Annotated in this window: 26 protein-coding genes and 2 tRNA genes; 8 read left to right on the top strand and 20 right to left on the bottom strand. The window is 61.4% G+C overall.

All coding sequences use genetic code 11. The features are described 5' to 3' along the window. Positions 1–19: 19 nt before the first annotated feature. The gene (locus BLS57_RS16915; protein ID WP_093743829.1) at positions 20–721 is read right to left on the bottom strand and encodes a response regulator; all 702 of its coding nucleotides are present in this window, start codon (positions 719–721) and stop codon (positions 20–22) included. Then, positions 718–1,230, bottom strand: coding sequence for a MarR family winged helix-turn-helix transcriptional regulator (locus tag BLS57_RS16910; RefSeq protein WP_093743828.1), 513 nt, complete (start codon positions 1,228–1,230; stop codon positions 718–720). The genes BLS57_RS16915 and BLS57_RS16910 overlap by 4 nt, the downstream gene beginning before the upstream one ends. A 181-nt stretch (positions 1,231–1,411) precedes the next feature. Here BLS57_RS16910 and BLS57_RS16905 point away from each other — a divergent pair, with 181 nt between their 5' ends. Continuing rightward, positions 1,412–2,281: a branched-chain amino acid aminotransferase gene (locus BLS57_RS16905; protein WP_093743827.1), complete on the top strand. Its 870-nt coding sequence runs from the start codon at positions 1,412–1,414 to the stop codon at positions 2,279–2,281. Here the strand turns inward: BLS57_RS16905 and BLS57_RS16900 are convergent. The 8 genes from BLS57_RS16900 to BLS57_RS16865 form a co-directional block, all read right to left on the bottom strand. Continuing rightward, positions 2,278–3,045 (bottom strand): LamB/YcsF family protein, encoded by a 768-nt coding sequence (locus tag BLS57_RS16900; RefSeq protein WP_093743826.1) that lies wholly within the window; start codon positions 3,043–3,045, stop codon positions 2,278–2,280. The genes BLS57_RS16905 and BLS57_RS16900 overlap by 4 nt on opposite strands. Then, the gene (locus tag BLS57_RS16895) at positions 3,042–4,070 is read right to left on the bottom strand and encodes a 5-oxoprolinase subunit C family protein (RefSeq protein ID WP_093743825.1); all 1,029 of its coding nucleotides are present in this window, start codon (positions 4,068–4,070) and stop codon (positions 3,042–3,044) included. The genes BLS57_RS16900 and BLS57_RS16895 overlap by 4 nt, the downstream gene beginning before the upstream one ends. Then, entirely contained in the window at positions 4,067–4,795 is a 729-nt protein-coding gene (locus BLS57_RS16890) for a 5-oxoprolinase subunit B family protein (protein ID WP_093743824.1), read from the bottom strand. The genes BLS57_RS16895 and BLS57_RS16890 overlap by 4 nt, the downstream gene beginning before the upstream one ends. Next, complete coding sequence (locus tag BLS57_RS16885; RefSeq protein ID WP_244153720.1) at positions 4,788–5,723, bottom strand: hypothetical protein; 936 nt, start codon at positions 5,721–5,723, stop codon at positions 4,788–4,790. Before BLS57_RS16885 ends, BLS57_RS16890 begins: the two co-directional genes overlap by 8 nt. Before the next feature lie 6 nt (positions 5,724–5,729). Then, positions 5,730–7,046 carry a TRAP transporter large permease gene (locus tag BLS57_RS16880; protein WP_093743823.1) on the bottom strand — a complete coding sequence of 439 codons (1,317 nt, stop codon included), beginning with the start codon at positions 7,044–7,046 and terminating at the stop codon, positions 5,730–5,732. A 4-nt stretch (positions 7,047–7,050) separates the two neighbouring features. Next, a complete protein-coding gene (locus BLS57_RS16875; RefSeq protein WP_093743822.1) occupies positions 7,051–7,575 on the bottom strand; it encodes a TRAP transporter small permease in 525 nt (174 codons plus the stop codon). Positions 7,576–7,643: 68 nt separating this feature from the next. Then, positions 7,644–8,633 carry a TRAP transporter substrate-binding protein gene (locus tag BLS57_RS16870; protein WP_208597597.1) on the bottom strand — a complete coding sequence of 330 codons (990 nt, stop codon included), beginning with the start codon at positions 8,631–8,633 and terminating at the stop codon, positions 7,644–7,646. Between the two features lie 38 nt (positions 8,634–8,671). Continuing rightward, positions 8,672–9,913 (bottom strand): NAD(P)/FAD-dependent oxidoreductase, encoded by a 1,242-nt coding sequence (locus BLS57_RS16865; RefSeq protein ID WP_093743882.1) that lies wholly within the window; start codon positions 9,911–9,913, stop codon positions 8,672–8,674. 162 nt (positions 9,914–10,075) lie between these two features. On the opposite strand from BLS57_RS16865, the gene BLS57_RS16860 reads away from it, so the two are divergent. Beyond that, positions 10,076–10,777, top strand: coding sequence for an aspartate/glutamate racemase family protein (locus BLS57_RS16860; protein ID WP_093743821.1), 702 nt, complete (start codon positions 10,076–10,078; stop codon positions 10,775–10,777). A 4-nt stretch (positions 10,778–10,781) separates the two neighbouring features. Here BLS57_RS16860 and BLS57_RS16855 read toward each other — a convergent pair whose 3' ends face one another. Both BLS57_RS16855 and BLS57_RS16850 read right to left on the bottom strand, forming a co-directional pair. After that, complete coding sequence (locus BLS57_RS16855) at positions 10,782–11,996, bottom strand: winged helix-turn-helix domain-containing protein (protein ID WP_093743820.1); 1,215 nt, start codon at positions 11,994–11,996, stop codon at positions 10,782–10,784. Then, positions 11,993–13,030 carry a LacI family DNA-binding transcriptional regulator gene (locus BLS57_RS16850; RefSeq protein WP_093743881.1) on the bottom strand — a complete coding sequence of 346 codons (1,038 nt, stop codon included), beginning with the start codon at positions 13,028–13,030 and terminating at the stop codon, positions 11,993–11,995. The genes BLS57_RS16855 and BLS57_RS16850 overlap by 4 nt, the downstream gene beginning before the upstream one ends. A 145-nt stretch (positions 13,031–13,175) precedes the next feature. On the opposite strand from BLS57_RS16850, the gene BLS57_RS16845 reads away from it, so the two are divergent. The 5 genes from BLS57_RS16845 to BLS57_RS16825 all read left to right on the top strand — a co-directional run bounded on the left by BLS57_RS16845 (position 13,176) and on the right by BLS57_RS16825 (position 17,644). Continuing rightward, positions 13,176–13,252: transfer RNA gene (locus tag BLS57_RS16845), tRNA-Arg, on the top strand. Between the two features lie 112 nt (positions 13,253–13,364). Beyond that, positions 13,365–14,765, top strand: a complete 1,401-nt coding sequence (locus tag BLS57_RS16840; RefSeq protein WP_093743819.1) for a PAS domain S-box protein — start codon at positions 13,365–13,367, stop codon at positions 14,763–14,765. Between the two features lie 431 nt (positions 14,766–15,196). After that, positions 15,197–15,958 carry a MauE/DoxX family redox-associated membrane protein gene (locus BLS57_RS16835; RefSeq protein ID WP_167356451.1) on the top strand — a complete coding sequence of 254 codons (762 nt, stop codon included), beginning with the start codon at positions 15,197–15,199 and terminating at the stop codon, positions 15,956–15,958. A gap of 91 nt (positions 15,959–16,049) precedes the next feature. Next, complete coding sequence (locus tag BLS57_RS16830; RefSeq protein ID WP_093743818.1) at positions 16,050–17,219, top strand: sensor histidine kinase; 1,170 nt, start codon at positions 16,050–16,052, stop codon at positions 17,217–17,219. Between the two features lie 26 nt (positions 17,220–17,245). Beyond that, positions 17,246–17,644 carry a response regulator gene (locus tag BLS57_RS16825; RefSeq protein ID WP_093743817.1) on the top strand — a complete coding sequence of 133 codons (399 nt, stop codon included), beginning with the start codon at positions 17,246–17,248 and terminating at the stop codon, positions 17,642–17,644. Positions 17,645–17,659: 15 nt separating this feature from the next. On the opposite strand, the gene BLS57_RS16820 is transcribed toward BLS57_RS16825, so the two are convergent. The 3 genes from BLS57_RS16820 to BLS57_RS16810 all read right to left on the bottom strand — a co-directional run bounded on the left by BLS57_RS16820 (position 17,660) and on the right by BLS57_RS16810 (position 19,676). Continuing rightward, positions 17,660–17,736: transfer RNA gene (locus tag BLS57_RS16820), tRNA-Pro, on the bottom strand. 180 nt (positions 17,737–17,916) lie between these two features. Then, a complete protein-coding gene (rsmD, locus tag BLS57_RS16815; protein ID WP_093743816.1) occupies positions 17,917–18,474 on the bottom strand; it encodes a 16S rRNA (guanine(966)-N(2))-methyltransferase RsmD in 558 nt (185 codons plus the stop codon). Continuing rightward, positions 18,471–19,676, bottom strand: coding sequence for an NAD(P)/FAD-dependent oxidoreductase (locus BLS57_RS16810; RefSeq protein WP_093743815.1), 1,206 nt, complete (start codon positions 19,674–19,676; stop codon positions 18,471–18,473). The genes rsmD and BLS57_RS16810 overlap by 4 nt, the downstream gene beginning before the upstream one ends. 88 nt (positions 19,677–19,764) lie before the next feature. On the opposite strand from BLS57_RS16810, the gene BLS57_RS16805 reads away from it, so the two are divergent. Then, positions 19,765–20,253, top strand: coding sequence for a peroxiredoxin (locus BLS57_RS16805; protein WP_093743814.1), 489 nt, complete (start codon positions 19,765–19,767; stop codon positions 20,251–20,253). A gap of 67 nt (positions 20,254–20,320) precedes the next feature. Here the strand turns inward: BLS57_RS16805 and BLS57_RS16800 are convergent, their stop codons facing one another. The 5 genes from BLS57_RS16800 to BLS57_RS16780 are packed head-to-tail and all read right to left on the bottom strand — an operon-like array spanning position 20,321 to position 23,932. Then, positions 20,321–21,166 carry a mechanosensitive ion channel family protein gene (locus tag BLS57_RS16800; RefSeq protein ID WP_093743813.1) on the bottom strand — a complete coding sequence of 282 codons (846 nt, stop codon included), beginning with the start codon at positions 21,164–21,166 and terminating at the stop codon, positions 20,321–20,323. Positions 21,167–21,178: 12 nt separating this feature from the next. Further along, positions 21,179–21,487: a 4a-hydroxytetrahydrobiopterin dehydratase gene (locus BLS57_RS16795; RefSeq protein ID WP_093743812.1), complete on the bottom strand. Its 309-nt coding sequence runs from the start codon at positions 21,485–21,487 to the stop codon at positions 21,179–21,181. Further along, positions 21,484–22,671 carry a GNAT family N-acetyltransferase gene (locus BLS57_RS16790; protein ID WP_093743811.1) on the bottom strand — a complete coding sequence of 396 codons (1,188 nt, stop codon included), beginning with the start codon at positions 22,669–22,671 and terminating at the stop codon, positions 21,484–21,486. The genes BLS57_RS16795 and BLS57_RS16790 overlap by 4 nt, the downstream gene beginning before the upstream one ends. Positions 22,672–22,718: 47 nt before the next feature. Beyond that, a complete protein-coding gene (locus BLS57_RS16785) occupies positions 22,719–23,477 on the bottom strand; it encodes a glycerophosphodiester phosphodiesterase family protein (protein WP_093743810.1) in 759 nt (252 codons plus the stop codon). Then, a complete protein-coding gene (locus tag BLS57_RS16780) occupies positions 23,474–23,932 on the bottom strand; it encodes a RidA family protein (RefSeq protein WP_093743809.1) in 459 nt (152 codons plus the stop codon). The genes BLS57_RS16785 and BLS57_RS16780 overlap by 4 nt, the downstream gene beginning before the upstream one ends. Between the last annotated feature and the right edge of the window lie 37 nt (positions 23,933–23,969).

The following is a 23,969-nucleotide window of genomic DNA, read 5'->3' as shown; positions in this document are numbered from 1 at the left end:
GCCGGGGGTCAGTCGGTGTTCAGTCTGGGGCCAGCATATAGCCCGCGCCGCGCACGGTTTGCAGGTATTGCGGCTGTTTCGGATCGCTCTCGATCTTGCGGCGCAGGCGGGTGATCTGAACATCCACCGCGCGTTCCTGCGCTTGGCCCCGGTCGCGGCCCAATTCCTCGACCAGCTTGGCGCGGCTGAGCGCGATGCCGGGCTGGGCCGAGAAGATTTTCATCAAATGTACTTCGGTCGCGGTGAGACGCACCAATTCATCGCCCTGCCACATCTCGCTGCGTTCCATGTCATAGCGGATCGCGCCGAGCGACAGCACCTTTGGCGCGGTGTCGGCGGCAGAGGTGTCGGGCATGCGGCGCAGGATCGCGTTGATCCGCAGCAGCAGCTCTTTAGGCTCGAACGGTTTGGGCAGATAGTCGTCGGCCCCGGCTTCCAGCCCTTCGATGCGGTTGTCGGTCTCGCCTTTCGCGGTGAGCAACAGGATCGGGGTTTGCAGGCTCTCGCGTAAGGAGCGGGTCAGCGCCATGCCGTCTTCGCCGGGCATCATTACGTCGAGCACGATAAGGTCGAACTCCAACCCCGCTAGCACCCGCCGCGCATGGGCGGCGTCGCGCGCGGTGGTGACCAGAAAGCCGTGCCGCATCAGGAATTTCTTCAACAGGCTGCGGATGCGCTCGTCATCATCGACAACAAGCAGATGGGCGTCCATCTCATTCATGGGCAGCTGTCTCTCAGCCGGTCAAAGCTTTCGCGCATTTCGGGGTCCATCATCGCCTCCAATACCGTCCTGAAACCGGCCACGGCTTCTGGCCCGGCGGTCCGAAAGGCCAGTCGCATGCGCGCGCGCTGTGCGTCCGACAGTTCCTGCTCCAGCGCCCGACCTTCGTCGGTCAGATACAGATGCCGCTCGCGCTTGTCATTGCGGCCAACCCTGCTTTGCACCAGACCATCCGCGATCAAAGTGCGCAAGACACGGTTGAGCGATTGTTTGGTAACGCCGAGGATGTTCAGCAGGTTATTCACCGTCGTGCCCGGCGCGCGGTTGATAAAGTGGATCGCCCGGTGGTGCGCGCGCCCGTAGGCCATGTCGGCCAAGATCCGGTCCGGATCCGCCGTGAAACCGCGATAGGCAAAGAACATCGCCTCGATCCCCTGCCGCAGGTGTTCGTCGGTCAGGAACAGCAGGCTTTCGCCGCTGTGCGGGGCCATCATGCGCCCATCTGCCATATCGTGCCTCATCCTTGGCTTAGCCCGCGAAGGGCCGGTCGAGATCAGTTTATGTCAGCGTTGTTGACATTCCAAGGGTGAAAGGCTATCGAATCGTGAGTTTTGCGCAACTAAATGTCCGGTTTTGCCGGTGTTTGCGCAATTTATGAAAAGATATTGGGTCATTTGGGAGGGTAAAACCATGACAGGCGGATATGATGATCGGGACGGGCACATCTGGATGGACGGTAAAATGGTCGAATGGCGTGATGCCAATGTCCATATCCTGACCCATGCGCTGCACTATGCCTCTTCGGTTTTCGAGGGCGAGCGCGCCTATAACGGCAAGATTTTCAAAAGCCGCGAGCACTCCGAGCGTCTGAAGCGCTCGGCCGAGATGATCGACTTTGAAATCCCCTACACGATTGATGAGATCGAAGCCGCCAAGGCCGAAGTCCTCGCCGCCTCCGGCTTGCAGGACGCCTATGTGCGCGCAGTCGCGTGGCGCGGTGCGGGGCCGGACATGGGTGTCGCCTCGGCGCGCAACCCGGTGCGGCTGGCGATTGCCGCTTGGGAATGGGGTGCCTACTACGGCGACGCCAAGATGCAGGGCGCCAAGCTCGACATCTCCAAATGGAAACGCCCCAGCCCCGAGACGATCCCAAGCCACGCCAAGGCTGCCGGTCTCTATATGATCTGCACCATGTCCAAACATGCCGCCGAAGCCAAAGGCTGTTCGGACGCGATGATGTATGACTACCGTGGCTATGTGGCCGAGGCGACGGGCGCGAATATGTTCTTCGTCAAAGACGGCGAAGTGCACACGCCGCTGGCTGATTGCTTCCTCAACGGCATCACCCGTCAGACCGTGATTGGTATGCTCAAGGACAAGGGCATCACCGTGCATGAGCGCCACATCATGCCGGAAGAGCTTGAAGGCTTCGAGCAGTGCTGGCTCACCGGCACCGCCGCCGAAGTGACCCCGGTGGGGCAGATCGGCGACTGGCATTTCGAGGTCGGCGCGCTGACCCGTGAGATCGCCACCGACTACGAAAAGCTGGTGCGCTCCTAAGCGTTTCCGTTGAACTTTGCCAAAGTTATGCCGCCGTCCTGCAAACCCTTGCGGACGGCGGTTGCGATTTGAACGGCCTCCGCGGTGTCGCCGTGCAGGCAGATGGTGTCGATCTGCGTGGGGATGTGTTTGCCGCTCTCGGTGATGATTGCGCCGGCCTTGACCATTTCGACCATGCGCATGGCGGCGGCTTCGGCGTCATGGATCACCGCGCCGGGCTTGCTGCGGTCGACCAGCGTGGCGTCGTCGTTATAGGCGCGGTCGGCAAAGATTTCCCCGGCCCATTTGCAGCCCAATGATTTCACTGCGCGTTCTTGCGCTGTGGCGGCGAGGACCATGACGATCAGGTCCGGCGCGACGCTCAGGGCGGCTTCATAGAGGTCGCGGGCCAGCCCTTCGTCCTCCGACGCCATATTGGCCAGCGCGCCGTGCAGTTTCAAATGCCGCACTTCGGCCCCCACGCTGCGCGCCATGCCGGTGCTGGCGGCGACCTGATAGCGGATTTGGTTTTGCAGCGTGGCGCGCGGCACCGAGAGCCGGTTGCGCCCAAAACCGGCGAGGTCCATGAACCCCGGATGTGCGCCAATGCCGACGCCGTTGTCATGCGCCATGCGCATGGTCTTTGCCATGACATCAGGGTCGCCCGCATGGCCGCCGCAGGCGATATTGGCTGAGGTCAGGATTTGCAGCAGGGCTGCGTCATCGCCCATCGTCCAAGGGCCAAAGCTTTCGCCCATATCGGCGTTGAGATCGACGGATGTCATGTCTTGTCCTCTTCGAAAGGGTCGGCGGTGGCCGAAACCACGCCGGAGATCAATTGATAGGCCAGCAGATCGCGGATGCGCGCAGGGTCGCGCAGCAGGGGCTGACGCTGTTTGGGCAGGGCCGCGAGGGCATCGCGGTGGCGGGTCTCGGCGGCCAGCGCCTCGTCGAGGTCGATGAACTCGAACCGCAGCGCAGCGCCCGGCTGGGCTTGCGCGACGATCGGCAGGTCGCAGGGGATCACCGTGCCAATGCGGGGGTAGCCGCCGGTGGTCTGGCATTCGCACATCAGCACAAAGGGCGCGCCGTCGCCGGTGATCTGGATGTCGCCGGGGGTGATGACTTCGGAGACGATGGTGAGCTGCCCGCCGGTGGCAAAGCCGTCGCCGTCGTGGTCCATCCGCGCGCCCATCCGGTTGGCGCGGGCGTCACGGCGGAAGGTGGTATTGGTGAAGCGGGTGCGGGTCTCTTCGTCAAAAGCCTCGGTCTGCATGGAGGCGACGATGCGCACGCGTTCGGCACCGAAGCGGCTGTCGCGGGGCAAGGTTTGACTGGTCTCGCCGCCGCTGTCTTTGCTGATGGGCAGGCTATCGCCACTTGCCAAGGGCTGGCCGATGCCCGCGGCGAGGTGGCTGGAGCGTGAGCCCATTACTGGCTCTATGTCGATCCCGCCCCCGACGTGGAGATAGCCGTAAGCTCCATCCCGTGCGCCGCCGATGGTCAGCGTGGCCCCCGCAGGCAGCAGGTGGCTGGCGTCCCATGCAACCGGCTCGCCGTCGATGCTCACCTGCATCTGCGCGCCTGCGAGGGCGATGCGGGTGTCGCTGTCCGCCGAGAACTGCCCGCCGCTGCCCGCCATTTCAAGCGCTGCGCAGCCGGGGTCTTGGTTCAACAAAGCGGCCCCTTCGTGCAGCGCTATGGGGTCGGCGGCCCCTCCGTGGGTCAGGCCCAAGGCGCGGTAGCCGGGGCGGCCAAGGTCTTGGACCGTCATGGCCGGGCCGGCTTGGAGGATGGTCAGGGCGCTCATGTCAGCGCCTCCTGCTCGGCACCGCCGGTGGGGTCATCTGCGATGCGCTCGAACTCTTGGCGGGTGATCGACGGGAAGATCAATTCATCGCCGGGGGACAGCGGAAAGGGCATTTCGCTGCCGGGGCGGAAGGTGCGGAAGGCGGTCTGTCCGATATGCCGCCAGCCGGTGGGGGAGGCATTGGTGAAGATGATCAACTGCCGGATCGCGACGACCAGCGCCCCGGGCGGCACGGATTTGGTGAGCCCCTGCTGGCGCGGAATGTCCCAATGCTCGGCTAACTCACCCATATACGGCTGGCCGGGGGCGAAGCCGATGGTGAGCACCCGCACGCGGGACTGCGACAACTCGGCGATGGCCGCATCGGGGTCGAGGCCCGCGGCTTCGGCGGCTTCCTCAAGCTGCGGGGCGAGGTCGGTGCCATAGACCGTCGGCACATGCCACAGGCTGCGCCCGGCGGGGAGCGCTTCGGCGAACCAGTCGCGGGTTTGCAGCAACGCGCGCAGGCGGTCGGTCATCTTTGCGATGGCGTCTTGGCTGACCTCAAACTGCACGAAGGTCGACACCAGCGAGGTGCTGGTCTCGGTCACCTCCGGCCAGTCCTGCGCTTCGACCGCCGCGCGAAAGGCGAGTGCTGCGCGGTTGGCGGGTTCGGACATTTTCTCGGCAAAGGTGATCAACAGGCCAGAGAGGCCGACGCTGCGAATGCGGGGCCAGTCAGTCATTGCGGAGCATCCTTTCGTAAAGGCGCGGCAGCAGCACCGGGGTTAGATACATCGGCAGTTGCCAGCAGCCGATAAAGATCATCAGGGGAGCCAGAACCTCGGGCGGGAGTGCGACGAGGAAAAGCGCGATATTGCGGTTCCCGGCGCCAATCGCCAGTGGTCCGGCGACGGGATGCAGCGGGCCACGGCGCAGCGCCAGCAGAGCCGCCGCTTGCAGTAGATAGCTTAGGGCGAAGGCCAGCACCGTCCAGCCCGCCACGACCCAAGGGTCGCTGCGCAGCGCGGGGTTGAGCGCGGCCATCAGGCCCACGACGATGATGCAAAAAGCCAGCACCGACGCCCCGTCGAGCGTCTCGATCTGGCGCGCTGTTGGGCGGGGCAGCAAAAAGTGGCGCAGGGCGAAGCCGAGCCCGGTGGCCGCGACGATCACAGCCAGCAGCCTTAGGGCCGGGGCAACCACGTCCGACGCTGGACCAAGCTGCGGCAGCAGCGCCAGAACCGGCAGGACCGTCAGCGGGAACGCGGCGGTGCCCAGCACCATTAGTTGCATCATCCGCCCTGCGTCGAGCCGCAGCAAAAGCGCGAGGTTGACGCTGCCCGTCAGCGCGGGCGCCGCCGAAGCCAGCGTCACCGCCAGCGCCGCAGGCGTGTGTCCCAACCCTGCGAGGGTGAAGCCTCCGAGCAGCACCAGCGGCAGCACCGTCTGCAAGGCCAGCACCGAGGCCAAGCCCCACCGTAGATCGCGCGCCGCGCCCGTCGCCGCACGGTGCCCGATCCTGAGCGCCGTGAGCGTCAACAGTGCGGCCACCATCTGCGGCAGCCAGTCTGCAAGCGCCGCCGCGAGGCCGGGCAGGACCAACCCGGCCAGCAGGCCAGCGACCAGACAGGCCCGCGCATGGCGCGAGGCCAGCCTCAGGATATGCAGCATCTAGGATCACCCGGTCGCCGGACCGCTGCGCAGGTTTTCGGGCAGCCATGTGGCGACCTCGGGGAACCAGATCAGGACAAAGACCATAAAGACCATGATCGCAAACATTGGCAGCGCGGCCTTGGTGATATAGCCCATCTCGTGGTTGGTCATGCCTTGGAGCACGAAGAGGTTGAAGCCGATGGGCGGGGTGATTTGTGCCATCTCAACTACGACCACCACGAAGATGCCGAACCAAATCAGGTCGATCCCCGCGCCGCGCACCATGGGCTCGACCACTGCCATGGTCAGCACGACCGAGGAGATGCCATCAAGGAACATGCCCAGCACGATGTAAAAGACCAAAAGCGCCATCAGCAGCTCAAACCGCGAGAGTTCCATTGCCGCGATGCCGTCGGCCAGCGCGCGGGGCAGGCCAGTGAACCCCATTGACAGTTTCAAGAAGGCGGCACCGGCAAGGATAAGCGCGATCATCGCGGAGGTGCGCATCGCGCCCATGAGGCTTTCGCGAAAACTGTGCCAGTCGAGCGAGCCTTGGAACAGCGCCAGCGTCAGCGAGCCGATCACCCCAATCGCGGCGGCCTCGGTCGCGGTAGCAAAGCCGAGATACATCGAGCCGATCACGACCGAGATCAGCGCAAAGACTGGCAGCAGGAAGCGCGAATTGCGCAGCTTTTCCGCGAAACTCATGTCGGTCTCGACGTCGGGGTTCCAGTCCTTGGACATGAGGCTGGTGATCGCGACATAGCCCATGAACATCAGCGCCAACAGCAGGCCGGGCATGACGCCGGCAAAGAACAGTTTGGTGATGCTTTCGTTCACCGTCACGCCATAGACGATCAGCGCCAGCGAGGGGGGGATCATCAGGCCCAGCGTCGCGGCGCCCGCTAGCGTGCCAATGATCATCTTCTCAGGGTAATTGCGCGCCCGCAGTTCCGGGATCGACATCTTGCCCACGGTGGTCAGCGTCGCGGCGGAAGAGCCAGAGACGGCGGCGAAGACCGTACAGCCGACGATATTGGTATGCACCAGCCCGCCCGGCAGTTTCGCCAGCCAAGGCGACAACCCTTTGAACATGTCCTGCGATAGCCGCGTGCGGTAGAGGATCTCGCCCATCCAGACAAAGAGCGGCAGGGCGGTGAGAGTCCAGCTTGAGGAACTGGCCCAGATCGTGGTGATCATCGTGTCGCCCACGGGGCGGGTGGTGAAAAGCTCCATCCCGACCCAGGCGACGCCCATCAGGGCCAGCCCGACCCAGACACCGGTGCCGAGCAGGAAGAACAGGACGATCAGAAACAGGGCGATGGCGTAAATCTCGGTCATGGCGTCATTCCCCGAAGCTTTGATCGACAAGATCACGGGTGACGCGGTGGTCGCCCTTAAAGATGAGATGCAAAAGGTTGTCGGTCAGCGCGATGGCGAGAATGCCGCCGCCGATGACCATGACCGATTGCGGAATCCAGAGCGCAGTGGCGTCTTGGTCTTGACTGACTTCGTTGAACTTCCACGACCAGTAGACAAACCAATAGGCGTAATAGGTGAAGTACCAAGCGACAGCAGCTGCCACGGCGAAGCACCAGATATCGAGCAGGCGGCGGCCTTTATCGCTCAACGCATTCACAAGGATCGAGACGCGGATATGCGAGCCGCGGTTGAGCGCGTTGGCAAAGGCCAGAAAACTGGCGCCGGCCATGGCGTAGCCCGCATAGCTTGCAGCCCCCGGAAAGACATTGCCGGTCCAGCGGGCGACCATCTGGGCGACGATCAAGGTAAGGATGGCCACCAGGCAGACCGCCGCCAGCGCCCCCGCCCCGGTGTATAGCCCGTCCAATATTTTGCGCAGCGTTGTCATGTGACCCTCCCTAGATCATGCCTTGGCATGAAAGCGGCGGCCCCGGATCAGGGCCGCCGCAGATGCGATTACTGCATCGCTTTGTAGTTATCGACGATCGCTTGACCGTCTTCGCCCGCGGCTTCAAGCCATTCTTGCGTCATGGTGTCGCCGACTTCGCGCAGGCCTTTCATCAGCTCTTCGCTGGCAGGCTCCACGTTCATGCCGCCTTCGCGCAGACCGTCATAGGTGAACTGGGTGTATTCTTTCGACGCTGTCAGACCGCGCTCTTCGGCTTCGGTGGCGCAGGTGGTGATCGCCTCTTTGTTGGCGTCCGAGACGTCTTCCCAGACATCCGCGTTGATCATCACGTAGTTGCGCGGCAGCCATGCGTCGACTTCGTAGAAATGCGTCAGGCTTTCCCAGACCTTTTGGTCGTAACCGGTGGCCCCCGAAGAGATCATCGATTCCGCGACGCCGGTGGCAAAGGCTTGGCTGACTTCAGCGGCCTCGATGGTAACGGGCGACATGCCGGTCAGCTCGGCCAGACGCGCGGTGGTGTTGTTGTAAGAGCGGAACTTGACGCCCTTCATGTCCTCAACCGAGCCGACCTCTTTCTTGAAGTAGAGACCTTGGGGCGGCCATGGCACGTTATACAGGAGCACGAGGTTCTGCTCGGCCAGCACCTCTTCGACCTTGGGCTTGGCGGCTTCCCAAAGCTGCGCGCTGGCCTCAAAGGAGGGCGCGAGGAAGGGGATGGAGTCAAAGCCGAAGACCGCGTTCTCGTTCTGGTGGCCGGAAAGCAGACGCTCGCCCAGCTGGACCTGCCCGGTCTGGATCGCCCGCTTGATGTCCGCGCCTGCGAACAAGGCGCCACCCGGGTGCACGGTGATCTCGATCTCGCCGCCGGTCGCTTCGGTCACGCATTCGGCGAATTTCACGCCATTCTCGGAGTGGAAGTTTGAGGCCGAATAGGCCATCGGCATGTCCCATTTCTCGGCCGCGAAAGCGGGCATGGCTGTGCCCAGTGTCAGAGCCGTCATGGCCGCGCCGGCCATCAGTCTTGCTGTCAGTGTCATTTGGTTTCTCCCTTTTTGGTTCATCTTCGCGCTTGGCGTTATCTGTCAAAGCGCTGGGGGTGATACGGGGTCAGATCCGTGTTTGGCGGCTGCCCCGTGATCAATCCGGCGATCAGTCGGCCCGTTTTTGGCCCGCCCGTCAACCCGATGTGGTGATGCCCGAAGGCGGTATAGATCCGGCTTGTCCCAATCTGCCCGATTAGGGGCAGAGAGTCGCTGGGGGCGGGTCGGTGCCCCAGCCATTCGATTTCCTCGGTTGCAGTGAGATGCGGAAAGGCGGCCTTGGCTTGGCGGCGCAGCAGGGCGAGTGGGGCTTTGGACGCACCCGCCTTCAGCCCGCCGAATTCCACGATTCCGGCGCAGCGCAACCCTTCGGTCATTGGGGTGGCAACGAATTTGCCCGCGGCCATCATGGTGGGGCGCGAGGGGCCGCCTTGGGCAGCTTTGAAGACGATGTGATAGCCGCGCTCGGATTCCAGCGGGACGTTCACACCGAGCTTTTGCATCAGAGGTTTGGACCAAACCCCGGTGGCGAGCAGCACGCTATCGCAGGGTAGGGAGCCTTGATCGGTTAGCACCGCGGTGGCGCGCCCGCCGGTGATCTCGACATCCTGTACGTCGGCCTGCCGGATGGTGCCGCCCATCGCCTCAAAGGCCTTTGCCAGTGCCCGGACATAGCCGCCGGGGTCGGCGATGAAGCCATGATCGGCCAGTCGGGCGACGCAGGTGATCTGCGGGCCATAGGCCAGGTCAAACTCTTGCACCGCTCCGCCTTCGATGATCTCCGGCGTGAAACCGGCGTCTTTGCGCCGCGCCCAAGTGTAGGCTTCGGCTTCAAAGGCGGCGCGGTTGGTATAGGCAAAGCAGTAGTCACTGTCGCGGACCCAATCCTCCAACCCCAGATCGGCGCAGAGCGCTTTGTGCTGGGCGACACTGTCCGCGACGATCGGCGCCAAACTGCGAGAGATGCGGCGGGTGTCAGCGTCGTTTGCGTGGCTCAGGTAGCGGCGTAGCCATGGCAGCAGACGCGGCACATAGGGCCAGCGCAGGAACAGCGGAAACTCCGGGTCGCGCAGCATTCCGGGCGCTTTGCGCAGCAGCCCCGGTCCGGTGACCGGGGCGACGCCCGCCGCAGCCAAAACACCGCCATTGCCATGTGAGGTGCCACGCCCCGGCTCGCTGCGGTCCACAAGCGTCACCTCAGCGCCCGCTCGGCGCAGCCAGATCGCGGCAGAGACGCCGACGATGCCAGCGCCGATGATGACGACATGCTGGGTCATGCGCAGGCCCAAGAGCAAGTGAAAGGTAAATCAAGCGATTCCATGCCGCCATCTTCACATAAAATTTCAACACGTCAACAAAATGCTGATAAAATGTCATTGTGGGTGTTTCGCTTGTCCCGCCTGCCCATCGAGGGCAAGTTGCGCTTAAATGGAGGGCATATGGCGAATGAACCCAAGGCGCGGCTGGGGATCCTCATGCTCGATACGCAGTTTCCGCGCATCCTCGGCGACGTTGGCCACGCAGGCAGTTGGCCCTTCCCCGTACGCTATGCCGTGGTGCCCGGTGCGACTCCCGAAGCGATTGTCTGCGATGATATTGAACCTTTCGTGCAGTCCTTTATCGCGGCGGGGCGGGAACTGGTGGCCGAGGGTTGCACTGGCATCGCTACTACCTGCGGATTTCTGGCCCTCATCCGGCCCCGTCTGGCCGAAGCACTTGGCGTGCCTGTCGCAGCCTCGGCGCTGGAGCAGGCGGGGATCATAGCGGCCACTCTCCCGCCGGGGCAGCGCGTCGGCATACTGACCATTTCCGCTGCAAGCCTCTCGCCTGCCCATCTGCGCGCCGCCGGGGTGCCAGAAGGCAGTTCGGTCGAAGGGCTGGAGGAAAGCAGTTTTGCGCAAACCATCCTTGGCAATCGGCGTGACTTGGACGTTGCTCAAGCGCGCAAGGATATGGTGCTGGCGGCGCAGAGATTGGTCGCGCGTCATGAGGATGTCGGGGCGATCCTGCTCGAATGTACCAATATGGTGCCCTATGCGATTGACATTGCAGCGGCGACGGGGCGGCCCGTGCATTCGATCCATAGCTATCTAACGTGGTTTCACGCCGGGTTGCAGCCGCCGGTTTTCGCTGCGCCTTAAAAGGTCAGACCGCCGCGCGCAGCCAGCCGTCCGCAAAGCTCACTTGGCTGACCCCAGCCAGCGGCAGCAGACGTTGCAACTCCGCCTCTAACGCCTGGTGCCGCAGCTTGCCCCAGCGAACGCCGCCTTCGGGCCAGAGGGCCGTAACGTGCAACTCATCCGCATCGCGAAAGGCTTTCATGTCGATGCGCCCTACCAAACGGTCCCCTTGCAGCAGCGGAAAAACATAGTAGCCGAACTTGCGCTGCGCGGCGGGGACAAAGACTTCGATCCGGTAGTCAAAGCCAAAGAGTCGCGCCGCACGCTTGCGGTCGCGCAGGGCGGGGTCAAAGGGGCTGAGCACGCGCAGGCGGTTGGGTGGCTCGCAATGCTGCGCCGGGTCCGTGGCCCAATCGGGCCGGGCAAAGGCGGGCCGCAGGCCGCCGTCCGCCCCTTCGATGTCGATCTCTTCCAGCCGCCCCGCTGCATGTTCCGCCAAACACCAACCACGCGCTTCAGCCGGAGTGATATGCGCCCAGAAGGCGGCCAATTCCCCCGGCGTGGCAAACCCCAAACGCGCGAGTGCTTGATCGCAATACCAGTCGATGGTCTGGGTCTGGTCCGGTGCCAAAGCTGGTTCATGGAGCGGGGCAGGGACCACGCGTTCTGTCAGGTCATAGCGCTTGCGAAACCCCTCGCGCCCGACTACCGCCAGCGCCCCGCTGCGCCAAAGATACTCCAGCGCGGTTTTTGACGGATGCCATTCCCACCAACCCCTGCTGCTGCGCGGCTCGTCCCGGCCCACGTCTGATGAGGTCACCGGCCCTTCTGTGCGGATCTGCTCCAAGACGCTGTGCAATTTCGCTTCGAAATCATGGCGCTGCCAGTCTTTCCAGCGCCTGAACAGCTTCGCCGCATCGCGCTCGCGCCGAAGCTGCCACTGCGGGTAAAATTCCATCGGGATGATGGCGGCGTCATGGGTCCAATGTTCGAATAGAGCCCGGTCTTTTTCATAGAGCCGCTTCAGCGCCGCCGGGCGATAGCGTGGACGGCGGGCGAACAGGATCAGGTCATGCGCCCGCGCGACCGTGTTGATGCTGTCGAGTTGCACAAAGCCAAGGGAGTGGATCACGTCTAGCAGCGCCGCCCCGCTGGCGGGACCTTGCGGTGGCTCCGCCAACAGATGTCGCGCGAGGAACAGGCGACGCGCGGCCTTGTTGCTCAGCCGCGGTCGGCTCACCCCTGACGGCGGCGGCGCAGGGTGTCGCCTAGCGACAGGGTCGGGGTCAGAGTGATCTGCGTCGGTACATCTGGATCCGGGTCGGGGATCGTCTGGTTAAGGATGATGCGCGCAGCGGCCTGACCGATTTCATTGCGGCAGGCATCCATCGTTGCTAATTGCCGTGGCAGACCTTGCAGCAGTTCGACATTGTTAAACCCCGCCAGCCCGATCTGCCCCGGGATGTCAATCCCTTCGTCGAGCAAATGGAGCAGCCCGCCGGCGCCGATCATGTCATTGGAGTAATAGAGAAAGTCGAGATCTGGCGAGCGCTCCAGCATCTCCCGCGTCATCTCGCGGCCCTTCGCCAGTGCCGAGCCGCCGGAGTAGAAAGCGCGGTCTTCAATCTCGACGCCTGCTTTGGCGAGGCCTTCGGTGAAACCTTCAAAGCGCTTCCGCGCGCGGTGGTCCAACGGCATTTTCGTGCCCATGAAGCCGATCCGCTCATAGCCTTCGCGCAGGATCGCTTGGGCCATCTCCCGCCCCGCACGGCGGTGGGATATGCCAACCATCGCATCTACGGGCTTGCCGTCAGTGTCCATGATTTCAACCACCGGAATGCCCGCATTGCGCAGCATCGCGCGGGTGGCCTCGGAATGCTCAAGCCCCGCGATGATGACGCCAGAGGGCCGCCAAGAGAGCATCTCGTAAAGCACGCGTTCTTCTTTTTCGGGCAAATAGTCAGTCACCCCGACTACCGGCTGCAGCGGCGTATCCTCCAGCACCTGATTGACGCCGTTGAGCACTTCGGGAAAGACCATATTGCCGAGCGAGGGAATGATCACCGCCACAAGGTTCACCCGCTGGCTGGCCAGCGACCCGGCGATCTGGTTCGGCACATAGCCAAGCGCCTTGGCAGCAGCGAGCACACGGTCGCGGGTGGCGTCGGACACATCACCGCGTTTGCGTAGAACACGGCTGACCGTCATCTCGGAAACGCCACAAGCATCGGATACATCTCGAAGGGTCAGCGGGCGTTTGGGGGGTGTGGTCAATTGCATTTTCCTGTTTGCCTCTCCCCTAGTTAGCGCGAAGGAGGTCACGCGATCAAGCGCTGGCCGCGCGGGGTCGTCTCAGCGTCCTGCCCGCGGCAATTCTGCCGATGACATCGACGCTTGCTTGGGCTACACCGCCCCCGTCGGCCCCGTGGCTCAACTGGATAGAGCAGCCCCCTCCTAAGGGGCAGGTTGCAGGTTCGAATCCTGCCGGGGTCGCCACTAAGGTTTCTTGTATTTCGTCCCAGTTATCCGCGGGCGCTCATCTGCAAGCGCTTCTCAGCTAAACCTTTGTTAACTTTAGCCTCAGGCGCCCGTGCGATAACTGTGCCCTATGTTGCAGAATTCCAAGCCCGACGCGCTGAACTCCAGCCATTTCGAATTGATCGATGCAATGACCGACGAGGTGGTGATCACCGACGCTGCGGGCGTAATCGTTGCGGTTAATACCGCGTGGAAAATGTTCTGCGAAGAGAACGGTGGCGACGCCCAATGTCACTACGTTGGGGCGAATTACTTTGATATCTGTAATACGGCCGTCATGGGTTCCGTGGTGCAGGCAAAGGATGTGCTAAGAGGGCTGCGCACGACGCTGAAGACCGGAACACCCTATGCGGGGGAGTACCCTTGTGACGGACCTCGGGTTCGGCGCTGGTTTCAGCTGAATGCCAATCGGATGGTGGTCGGTAAGACACCCTATCTTCTGATGCAGCACCGCAACGTGACCACACGGCGCATTGCGCATGATGACATCGAAAAGGCGCATGTTCAGGCTGAGACCTTCGCGGCACTTGTCGCCACGACCGGTGAAGCGATCCTGACCTATGACCTTGAGGGGCGAATCATCAGTTGGAACCCAGCCGCCGAACGGCTCTACGGTTACACCGAACAGGAGGCGCTCGGCCAATCGGTGGAGATCCTTTATCCAGAAGACGCGCCGAAGGGCATTTTGGAATATCGTGACGAGATCATTGCCGGGGGCCTCCGCCAGTTCGATGCCCTACGGATAGCAAAGGATGGAAGCGAGCGTCATGTGGTGATCTCTTGCACGCCCATTCGTACGCTCTCGGGCGATATTGTATCAATCTCGAACATCCACCACGACGTTACAGCGACGCGTCATGCAGAGGCCGCCCGCGATCTCGTTGCGCGCGAGGCCATTCACCGGGGCAAGAACATGCTGGCGCTGGTCACTGCGATGCAGCGCCAAACCGCAGCTTCGGCGAACTCATTAGAGGAGTTCAACAAAGCCTTTGGCGACCGCATTCAGGCTCTGGCGCGGTCGACAGATTTGCTAGTGGAGGGAGATTGGTCTGCGGCGGATCTGAACGCCTTGGTTCGCGCCCAGCTTGAGCCGTTCTTGCAGGGGGCCACGGCGGCGGTCACTGTGTCCGGCCCGCCTGTCGAACTCAGCCCGCAAGCTCTGCAACTATTAGGAATGGCGCTGCATGAGTTGGCAACAAACTCCACAAAATATGGCGCTCTAAAAGAGGGGCAGGGGGCGATTGACTGCCATTGGTCGAAGAACGCGAACGAAGGATTGCACTTCGTTTGGGCCGAAACGGGCATTTCTGTCGATCCGGCAGCACGGCAGAAAAAGGGGTTCGGCAGCAAGGTGCTGTCGGTACTTGCGCCATCCATGGTCGATGGGACGGCTGAAACGATTGTCGATGCAACGTCTTTGACGTGGTCTGTTACGATCCCTGCGGCGCACCTCGCATTGCCCGCTGAGTAACCGCCGGTCGCACTAAGATTTAGTTAGATTTAGCGGCGAGAAGACTGTTTCCCGTGGAACTTTCTGATGCCCACGCGGAACTTTCCTGCGCTGGAACCTCGTTTGTCCCCCAGAAGCGATCTTATTTGGGAGGCGAACCAATGGTGTATCGGGGTCTTTTCGTGACGGTGGGCGCACTGGCAATGCTCGGGCTTTCGTTGCTTAATTCTAACGGGCCAGACTATATCCTCTACGTTGGCATGTTGTTTGTGGCGCTATCTTGCGGGGCGTTCCTGCATAGCTCCAGAAGCACCCCGGCCCCCGTTGTGGCCCGCGGCGGTGAACGGCGGCTTACTCGTCGAGACTAGCCCACCTTTCAAACAGTACAGTAACAGTTGTCTAAATAAACTCGGTTCACCTCCGGTGATCGGAGACAGATAGGAGCGCCGCAAATGGCAGACGGAAACGGTAAAACCGCACAGTTGTACCGGATGGTGATGAAGGATCACCTGTGCCCCTATGGCCTTAAATCCAAAGATTTGCTGGAGCGGCAGGGCTACGATGTCGAAGATCATCACCTGACATCGCGCGAGGATATCGATGCGTTCAAGGCGCGCGAAGGGGTCGAAACCACGCCACAAGCCTTTATCGGCGGTAAGCGCATTGGTGGGTTCGAAGACCTTCGGGTGTATCTCGGGCTCGATAAGCCGAAGGAAGAGCAATCTGATACCAGTTACCAACCGGTCATCGCGATCTTCGGCGTGGCATTTTTAATGGCCCTGGGCCTGTCGTGGTACAGTTTTGGCAATATATTTACTCTGCGGGCATTCGAATGGTTCATCTCCATTTCCATGTGCTTCTTGGCGGTGCAAAAGCTGCAGGACATCGAGAGCTTCTCAACCATGTTCCTGAACTACGACCTGCTGGCACAACGCTGGGTGCCTTACGGCAAAATCTACCCTTTCGGCGAAGCTTTGGCCGGCATCCTGATGACAGCGGGGGCGCTCACATGGCTTTCGGCCCCGGTGGCGATAGTGATCGGCGGGATCGGTGCTGTCTCGGTCATTAAAGCTGTCTATATCGACAAGAGAGAGCTGAAATGCGCCTGCGTTGGTGGCTCAAGCAACGTGCCGCTTGGCTTTGTTTCGTTGACTGAAAACGTGATGATGTTTGGCATGGGCCTTTGGATGTTGTTCAGGTTCTACGCGGGCTAGACGTCAGATAGAATGAAGCATGGCAACAGGTTGTTAAGCCACCCTGTGCTACCGGAGAGGCGAACGCTCACTCGGGTCAGGAACGCCTGCCATGCAATTCACCTTACAGGAACTCGGACTGCTGGATGCGCCGCCCGAACCAGAGTTTGACAACCTAAGCCTCCTTGCATGCGATCTGCTGGATGTGCCGATGGCGCATGTGTCGATCTTGGATCATGAAAAGCGCAGGATTTTCTATAAGAGCCAGAATGGACATCCTGCGCATTTGGCAGAAGCCCGCGGTCTGCCCATGCAGATGACCTATTGTCAGCACGTCCCATTGACTGAAGCGCCCGTTGTCGTGCCAGATGCGCGGGAGCATCGGCTGATTAAAGCAACTTATGCTAGCGTAGGGGGGCCGCTTGGATACCTTGGTCTGCCAATCTCGGCGCCTTGCGGCACGGTGGTCGGTGGGCTCTGCCTAATGCAGCCCGAGGTGCGCAGTTGGACGAAGGGAGAGATATCGCGGGCCAATAAGCTGGCTGCCTGTGTATCGGACCTGATCCGCCTGCGGGCTGCCATGCTCACCAGCGAAAGACTGCGCCGCGAGCAACGGGATTTTACCTATTCGATTTCCCATGATCTGCTGTCGCCTGCGAACACCGTGCGGATGATCCTCGACGAGTTGAAATACGAAGAAGACCGCCTCACCGCCGACGCGCGCGGTCTGATTAATGAGGCTGTCGGAACCTTGGGACGGATGGGGCAGCAGATTGAAGACGTGCTCGCCTATTCGCGTACGCTTGGTCAGAAAATCGTTTTTGAACCCGTCAATCTCGAGGCGCTGCTGACCGATATCCTCAGTGACCTGAAATCGGCAATAGACCAGCGGGGCGCCGCCATAAAGCGTGGACCGCTTCCGGTGGTACAGGGCAACGCCATGCAGCTTAGGGCGTTGTTGCAAAACCTCGTGGGCAACGCACTCAAATTTGCCCGCCCGGGCGTGGCGCCAGTGGTCAGCATCAGCGCAGAACGGGGTGCGGCGCGTGGTGAGCTTTGCCTAGCGGTTGCCGACAACGGGATCGGTATCGCTCGAGCAGACCAAGCGCGGGTTTTTGAGTTATTTGGGCGGTTGAACCTAAGGGACGATTACGAAGGAACGGGCATCGGTCTGACCCTCTGCCGTCGGGTGGCCGAGAACCATAATGGCACGATCTCGGTACAGTCAGACGGCAAAACCGGCACGACGTTTTCCGCACAACTGCCGGTATTGCGGCCGTGAGCGCTTTGCCGAGGATCGGCACCGTGATGACGGTGGACGACGAAAAGGTCGACCAAATGCTCTACCGGCGTATTCTCGAGCGCTCGGGGTTGGTAGATAAGGTGCTCGCCTTCCGAAGGGCCGCTGACGCATTGGCATATTTGAAGCAGCCGGATTGCGAGGGGGTGGATGTGATCCTTTTGGATGTGAACATGCCCCAAATGAACGGGTTCGAATTTCTCGAAACAGCGGTGGCGGAACTGGGAGATAATTTTGTGAATGGCGTGGTCATCATGCTGACCACCTCTTTGAACCCAGAGGACAAAGCCCGCGCGTTGCGGTTCAACGTGGTGCGCGATTGTCTCGACAAACCATTGCGATCCGAGAACCTGTCCGCCATCGCGGAGATGTTGGCAGGATCATCGGCGGGTGACGAAAGAGGGTAGATTTCAGGGTATATCTGGTCGGGCTGAGAGGATTCGAACCTCCGACCCCCTGCTCCCGAAGCAGGTGCGCTACCAGGCTGCGCTACAGCCCGACCGATGTGGAGCGCATAGCGCAGCTTGCCGCGATTGGCAATTGGTGAGTTAGGGAGCGGGGCCGGGTTTGGTTTGCGTAGCCGAACCGGCTGTTGTGTGTGAAGCGGTGGCTGTGGGGGCGCTGCCCCCATCGCGCCGGAGCGCGATTCCCCCGCGGGTATTTGAAAAAGGATGAAGGATTAGGAGGGCGTGTTGCGGAGCAGGGTGACGTGGGTGTCACCGTATTTACGCGTATCGACTTTGGTGAAGCCTTCGGGCGCGTGCATTGGCGTGCTTTCTTCCCAGACGATTAGGGTGTCAGGCGCGAGCCAGTTGCCGGACGCAACGACGGCGAGGGCCTTTTGCCCTAGGGATTTTCCGTAAGGTGGATCCATGAATACGAGATCGAAAGCGGCTTGGGGGTTGGGGCTGAGCTTAGTGGCGTCGTGGCGTAGCAGTTTGCTGTCTGCTTCTGTTTGTAGCTTGGCGATGTTCTCGGCGATCAGCTTTTGGCCGGTGCGGCCATTCTCGATGAAACAGACGGATTGCGCGCCGCGTGACAGGGCTTCAAACCCCAAGGCGCCGGTGCCTGCGAAGAGGTCCAGCACCCGTGCGTTTTCAATCACATCGTGGTGGGTCAGCATCGAAAATAGGCTCTCGCGCACGCGGTCGGATGTGGGGCGCAGGTGCGCGGCGGCGTCACCTTTGCCGAGGGCTGCGAGCGGTCGGCCGCGGTATTTGCCGGCGATGATTCTCATGCTTTGAGAAGCGATTTGAGGTCGGTTTCGGTGTCGGAAACCATCTTCGGATCGGGAGATTTGCCTGCTTCGATCAACCGTTTGCCGACCATATAGCCGCGTGGATCGTTCATGGCATCGACCGCCAGCAGACGGTCGCCGCTGTAGTACCAGAACGACGCGCTGTCCGGGCCGCGGCGGCTGACCACGTGGTCATAGCCGCTGTTGAGGCCAGCGATTTGCAGCTTCACGTCATACTGATCTGACCAGAACCACGGTTTGGCGATGTAGTCTTTTCCCGCGCCGAGGATGTTTTCTGCCACGCATTCGGCTTGGTCGATGGCGTTGGGCACGCTTTCAAGGCGGATGCGGCCATCACGGTAGGGGAATGAGGTACAGTCGCCGGCGGCCCAGATGTACGGGGTGCTGCTGCGGCCTTGGGCGTCTACTTTGATGCCGTTGTCGACCTCCAGTCCGGCGGCGCTGGCCAATGCGGTATCAGGTTCAATGCCGACCCCGGTGATGACGAAGTCCGCCGCGATTTCGCTGCCATCGCTCAGCCTTGCGCCGGTGACGTGATCTTTGCCTATCAGTCGGTCTAACCCAGTGCTCTCTCGAAGGGTGACACCGTGGCGCGTATGAAGGGCGCGAAAGTAGTCGCTGGTCTCGGGGGCGGCGACACGTTGCAGGATGCGGTCGGCCATTTCGACGAGGGTGACTTCGAGACCCAGTTTGGCAGCGACCGCTGCTGCTTCCAGTCCGATATAGCCACCGCCGACGATCAATACCTTTGCGCCTTTTACGAAGCGCGGGGCCATTGCGTCGACATCGGCGAGGTCGCGGACGGTGAAGACCCCATCGAGCGTACCGCCAATGGATGCGGGCAGGCGACGCGGGGTGGAGCCGGTGGTGAGGACCAGCTCATCATAAGCAATCTCGCCTTCGGTCGTGGCAATGGTTTGCGCGCTCGGGTCGATTGCCGTGACATGACAATTGGTTTTCAGCGTGATGTTCTGATCGCTGTAAAAGGACTCGGGCCGTAGGAAAAGGCGCTCCAGTGTCATCTCTCCAAGCAGGTAGCCTTTGGACAGCGGTGGCCGCTGATAGGGTGGGCAAGGCTCGGCGCCGATCAAGGTGAGCTTGCCATCAAACCCGCTGTTGCGCAGTTTGGCCACGCAGGAGGCCCCCGCTTGCCCGGCTCCGATCACCACCACATGCTGCATCTGTCTTCCCCGATTGATCTGGTCTCAAACCCGGTCAAAGCCTATATCTTGGGCCAAGACAACCACAATGACAGGAGAGGCCCAACCCATGACAATTTCACAAGGTGACACGCTGCCGGACGCAAAGTTGGTTCAGATGGGGGCGGACGGCCCCGAGCCTGTGCAGATGGCTGATAAGGTGAAAGGCCGCAAAGTTGTCGTCTTTGCCGTGCCGGGGGCGTTCACGCCGACCTGCCATTCGGCCCATGTGCCCAGCTTCGTGCGCACCAAGGATCAGTTTGACGCCAAAGGGGTGGACGAGGTGATCTGCATCTCCTGCAACGATCCCTTTGTGATGAAAGCTTGGGGCGAGGCGACGGGTGCGAGGGAAGCGGGCATCACCATGCTGGCGGATGCGAGCAGCGAGTTTACACGCGCTATCGGTATGGATTTTGACGCCGCGCCTGCTGGGCTGGTCGCTCGCTCAAAGCGCTATGCGATGTTGGTGGAGGATGGCAAAGTGACGCTTTGGCAGCCTGAGGAAAGCCCCGGCGTCTGCGAGGTGTCGGGCGGCGAAGCGCTTTTGGACAACATGTAAAAAGAGAGCGCCCGGCGGATAAGGCCGGGCGCTTGATTGTGATAACTTCGATCCGCGTGCTGCAGGTCTACTCCGCCGCCTGCACGATGGTGCGTGTGGGGAAGGGGATATCCACCCCGCCTGCGTCCAACGCCTCTTTGACCTTGCGGGTCATATCGGCTTTGAAAGCGAAGAAATCGTCGGCGCTGCACCAAACCCGGACAAGGAAATCGACCGAGCTGTCGTTCAAGTTGGTGACCTGAATGAAGGGTTCAGGATCGGTGTGGGCGCGCTCGTCGGCCATGATCGTGCCGCGGATGATCTCTTCGGCGGTCTTGAGGTTAGCGCCATAGCCCACGCCAAAGGTCCATTCAGCACGGCGTGTCGGGTTGACCGAATAGTTGGTGATGACGTTGCCCCAAACTTCGGAGTTCGGCACGATCACTTGCACGTTGCTCAGATCGGCCAGCACGGTGTAGTTCAGATTGATCTGTTTGACCGTGCCCATCTCGCCTGCGATCACAACGAAATCGCCGATCTTGATCGGGCGGAACAGGATCAGCATCACCCCGGCGGCCACATTCGACAACGTGCCTTGCAAGGCCAAGCCAATCGCCAAACCCGCGGCACCGATGACCGCCACGACCGAGGTCGTTTTGACGCCGAAAGTGTTAAGAACAAAGAGAACGGTGAACCCGAGCACGACATAGCGCACGATGGAAGCGAGAAACTCGAACAGCATCTCGTCGAGATGTTTGTGGCGTTTGCCAAGATTCTCGACCCGGTGCTGCAACCAGCTTGAGATGATCCAGCCCAGCAGCAGAATGACAATCGCGCCGATCACCGATCCTGCCGCGCTGACGAGGAATTCGAGCGTTAGAAGGTCAGCGATCGTCTTGCCCTGCCACAGTTCGGTTTCAATCACATCTTCCATCCGGTCTCTCCGTCAGTCTTTCTCGGCCCCAAAGAGACCATCCATCTTGCGCGCCAATTTCACGTCGAGCGAGCTTAGCCCGTCCACGTCATGCGTGATCAGCGTTACATTTACACGGTTGTAAACATTATGCCATTCGGGATGGTGATTCCATTTTTCCGCCCAGATGGCCACCCGTGTCATCCAGCCGAAGGCATCGGCGAAATCCTTGAACTTGAACGTCTTGTGAATGGCATCGCGTCCCTCGACCATGTCCCAGCCGGTATCAAACAGGGGTTGCAGGAGGGTCTTGCGGGTTTCTGGGCTCAATCTCTCGGTCATTCCTGTTCCTCGATCTTGGTTTTCTTGAAGGGGCCGTAGTCGGTCAGCACGCTGATTTCCTCGTCCACGGCCTCGGCTTCGGCTTGCAGATATTCCCCCACGGCTGCGGCAAAGCCCGCGTCGCGCATCCAGTGCAGCGACCATGTGGGGGTTGGCAGATAGCCACGCGCCAGCTTGTGTTCGCCCTGCGCACCAGCCTCGACCCGGTCAAGGCCGTGGGCGATGGCGAAGTCCATGGCCTGATAGTAGCACAGTTCGAAATGCAAAAACGGGTGGTGTTCGGTGCAGCCCCAATAGCGGCCATAGAGCGTATCGGCCCCGATGAAGTTCAGAGCACCTGCGACCCAGCGTCCGTCACGCTCGGCCAGTACCAGTGCGATGTCGTCGCGCAGGTCTTCTTGCGCGTGGTCGAAAAATGCGCGTGTCAGGTAGGGCGAGCCCCATTTCCGTGCGCCGGTGTCTTGGTAGAACTGCCAGAAGGCGTCCCAATGCTCCGGTTCGATCTGATCGCCGGTAAAGGTCTGAATGCTGCCGCCGAAATCCTGCGCCTGGGCGCGTTCCTTGCGGATGTTTTTGCGTTTGCGCGACGACAGGCTGGCAAGGAAGCCGTCGAAATCGGCATAGCCCTGATTGCGCCAGTGAAACTGTTGGCTTTTGCGGATCATCAGGCCGAAATCCTGCGCCCGCTCGGCTTCTTCGCCGGTGCAAAAGGTCACATGCAGCGAGGAGAGCGCGTTGTTATCCGTCAGTTGCACCGCGCCTTGAATAAGCGCCGCCATGCCGGATTCTTCGAAGCCGGAGCGCACCAAGAACCGCCGTCCGGTTGCAGGCGTATGGGGCACGGCGATCTGAAGCTTGGGGTAATAGCGTCCGCCTGCGCGCTCGTAAGCATGGGCCCAGTTGTGGTCGAAGATATATTCGCCCTGACTGTGTGACTTGGCGTACATCGGCGCGACGGCGATCACCTGTCCCGCAAGGCGCGCAACCAAGTACTGCGGTTGCCAGCCGGTGCCGGGACCGACGGACCCGCTGCGCTCTAACGCTGAAAGGAAGCGATAGGTGGTGAAAGGGTCGCGCGGGCGGCTGCCATCGGCTGTTTCGGGGCAGGCGCAGGCGTCCCAGTCCGGCTGGCCGATCTGGGCCAGTTCCGGCACGACCGTAATCTCGATTTCTTGCGCGCTCATGGTACCTTGCCTGCCTTGCGTCCTATGTGTGGCCTATGGCGCGCGGATCAAGGGCGAAGCGGGAGATAGCCTTCGAAGGTGATGTTCTGTGCTACCTGCCGTGCGGCCTCTTCCTCTGCTGCGCTACAGATCGTCCAGCATAGAACCGCAGCACCATTGGCTTGCAGATCGGCGACCCGGGTGCGGCTCAAGTCATCCGCCTCATGACTGATAAAGCAAGCGCCGCAATCATTGTAATCGGGTATGTCCCGCAACCGGTCGCAAGTCCGCTTCGGCAGTGGCCAATCTTCGTATCGGTAGGCGCTGGTGGTCAGGCCTCGCAGGGTCTGCGGGAGCAGCCGGGCCAGTTCGCGGACAGAATGGGGATTGAAGGACATCACCGCCAAGGGGCCTGCGTAGGCCTCTAACGCCTCGGCTGCAGCAGCCTCCAACTCACCAACATTCGGCCCCATTGCGCCGTCTTGGTCTTTGAATTCGACCAAGAGCGGCACTTGGCCATCGACGAGTTCCAGAACCTCCGGCAGTGACGGAATGGTCTCGTCGCCGCCAATGAGTGGAATGTCCGCAAGTTCCGCCGCACTGCGCAGCCGGATCGCCCCCTTTTCCGGTGTTAGCCGGTCGAGCGCATAGTCGTGAAACACCATCGCCTGACCGTCAGCGCTAAGCTGTAAATCGATCTCGATCCCATAGCTGGCATCAATCGCCGCGCGGATTGCCGCGCGGCTGTTTTCCGGTCGCCCTGCTGAGAGATCGTGCAGTGCCCGATGGGCCAGCGGTGTGGTCAGGAAGCTTGACGGAACGGTCATTCGATTTCGAAAATGCCTTCGATCTCGACCGCGACACCCAGCGGCAGCGCGGCAGCCGAGACCGCAGAGCGTGCATGGCGGCCCACGTCGCCGAGCGCTTCGACCATGAAATCCGAAGCACCGTTAATCACCTTGGGTTGATCCTTGAAATCAGCAGTCGAATTGACGAATCCGGTCAGTTTCACGACCCGTTTCAGGCGGTCGAGATCACCATCGCAAGCGGCTCGCACCTGTGCCAGCAGGCTCAGCGCGCAGGTGCGGGCTGCCGCGGCGCCGGCATCTACGTCCATGTCTTCGCCCAGTCGCCCGGTGATCAGCCCGTCCGGTCCGTTGGAAATCTGGCCCGAGACATAGACGGTGTTGCCTGTGACCACGAAGGGCACGTAGTTCGCGGCAGGGGCGGGCGCTTCGGGCAGGGTGATGCCGAGATCGGCGAGGCGGGCGGTCAGGGACATGGCTATTCCTTTGGCTTCAGATGATGCCGCGACGCTA

This window comes from Sulfitobacter delicatus, from assembly GCF_900102535.1.
GTDB classification, from domain to species: domain Bacteria; phylum Pseudomonadota; class Alphaproteobacteria; order Rhodobacterales; family Rhodobacteraceae; genus Sulfitobacter; species Sulfitobacter delicatus.
This window is presented reverse-complemented; position numbering and strand designations above follow the sequence as displayed.

What these genes read in the sequence shown, in the direction of transcription:
- BLS57_RS16810 (WP_093743815.1), bottom strand. Translation starts at nt 19,676, where the DNA reads ATGCAGCATGTGGTGGTGATCGGAGCCGGGCAAGCGGGGGCCTCCTGC.
- BLS57_RS16805 (WP_093743814.1), top strand. Translation starts at nt 19,765, where the DNA reads ATGACAATTTCACAAGGTGACACGCTGCCGGACGCAAAGTTGGTTCAG.
- BLS57_RS16865 (WP_093743882.1), bottom strand. Translation starts at nt 9,913, where the DNA reads ATGACCCAGCATGTCGTCATCATCGGCGCTGGCATCGTCGGCGTCTCT.
- BLS57_RS16860 (WP_093743821.1), top strand. Translation starts at nt 10,076, where the DNA reads ATGGCGAATGAACCCAAGGCGCGGCTGGGGATCCTCATGCTCGATACG.
- BLS57_RS16885 (WP_244153720.1), bottom strand. Translation starts at nt 5,723, where the DNA reads ATGCTGCATATCCTGAGGCTGGCCTCGCGCCATGCGCGGGCCTGTCTG.
- BLS57_RS16830 (WP_093743818.1), top strand. Translation starts at nt 16,050, where the DNA reads ATGCAATTCACCTTACAGGAACTCGGACTGCTGGATGCGCCGCCCGAA.
- BLS57_RS16785 (WP_093743810.1), bottom strand. Translation starts at nt 23,477, where the DNA reads ATGACCGTTCCGTCAAGCTTCCTGACCACACCGCTGGCCCATCGGGCA.
- BLS57_RS16800 (WP_093743813.1), bottom strand. Translation starts at nt 21,166, where the DNA reads ATGGAAGATGTGATTGAAACCGAACTGTGGCAGGGCAAGACGATCGCT.
- BLS57_RS16840 (WP_093743819.1), top strand. Translation starts at nt 13,365, where the DNA reads ATGTTGCAGAATTCCAAGCCCGACGCGCTGAACTCCAGCCATTTCGAA.
- BLS57_RS16790 (WP_093743811.1), bottom strand. Translation starts at nt 22,671, where the DNA reads ATGAGCGCGCAAGAAATCGAGATTACGGTCGTGCCGGAACTGGCCCAG.
- BLS57_RS16905 (WP_093743827.1), top strand. Translation starts at nt 1,412, where the DNA reads ATGACAGGCGGATATGATGATCGGGACGGGCACATCTGGATGGACGGT.
- BLS57_RS16795 (WP_093743812.1), bottom strand. Translation starts at nt 21,487, where the DNA reads ATGACCGAGAGATTGAGCCCAGAAACCCGCAAGACCCTCCTGCAACCC.
- BLS57_RS16780 (WP_093743809.1), bottom strand. Translation starts at nt 23,932, where the DNA reads ATGTCCCTGACCGCCCGCCTCGCCGATCTCGGCATCACCCTGCCCGAA.
- BLS57_RS16895 (WP_093743825.1), bottom strand. Translation starts at nt 4,070, where the DNA reads ATGAGCGCCCTGACCATCCTCCAAGCCGGCCCGGCCATGACGGTCCAA.
- BLS57_RS16870 (WP_208597597.1), bottom strand. Translation starts at nt 8,633, where the DNA reads ATGACACTGACAGCAAGACTGATGGCCGGCGCGGCCATGACGGCTCTG.
- BLS57_RS16835 (WP_167356451.1), top strand. Translation starts at nt 15,197, where the DNA reads ATGGCAGACGGAAACGGTAAAACCGCACAGTTGTACCGGATGGTGATG.
- BLS57_RS16915 (WP_093743829.1), bottom strand. Translation starts at nt 721, where the DNA reads ATGAATGAGATGGACGCCCATCTGCTTGTTGTCGATGATGACGAGCGC.
- BLS57_RS16900 (WP_093743826.1), bottom strand. Translation starts at nt 3,045, where the DNA reads ATGACATCCGTCGATCTCAACGCCGATATGGGCGAAAGCTTTGGCCCT.
- BLS57_RS16825 (WP_093743817.1), top strand. Translation starts at nt 17,246, where the DNA reads ATGACGGTGGACGACGAAAAGGTCGACCAAATGCTCTACCGGCGTATT.
- rsmD (WP_093743816.1), bottom strand. Translation starts at nt 18,474, where the DNA reads ATGAGAATCATCGCCGGCAAATACCGCGGCCGACCGCTCGCAGCCCTC.
- BLS57_RS16890 (WP_093743824.1), bottom strand. Translation starts at nt 4,795, where the DNA reads ATGACTGACTGGCCCCGCATTCGCAGCGTCGGCCTCTCTGGCCTGTTG.
- BLS57_RS16910 (WP_093743828.1), bottom strand. Translation starts at nt 1,230, where the DNA reads ATGGCAGATGGGCGCATGATGGCCCCGCACAGCGGCGAAAGCCTGCTG.
- BLS57_RS16880 (WP_093743823.1), bottom strand. Translation starts at nt 7,046, where the DNA reads ATGACCGAGATTTACGCCATCGCCCTGTTTCTGATCGTCCTGTTCTTC.
- BLS57_RS16875 (WP_093743822.1), bottom strand. Translation starts at nt 7,575, where the DNA reads ATGACAACGCTGCGCAAAATATTGGACGGGCTATACACCGGGGCGGGG.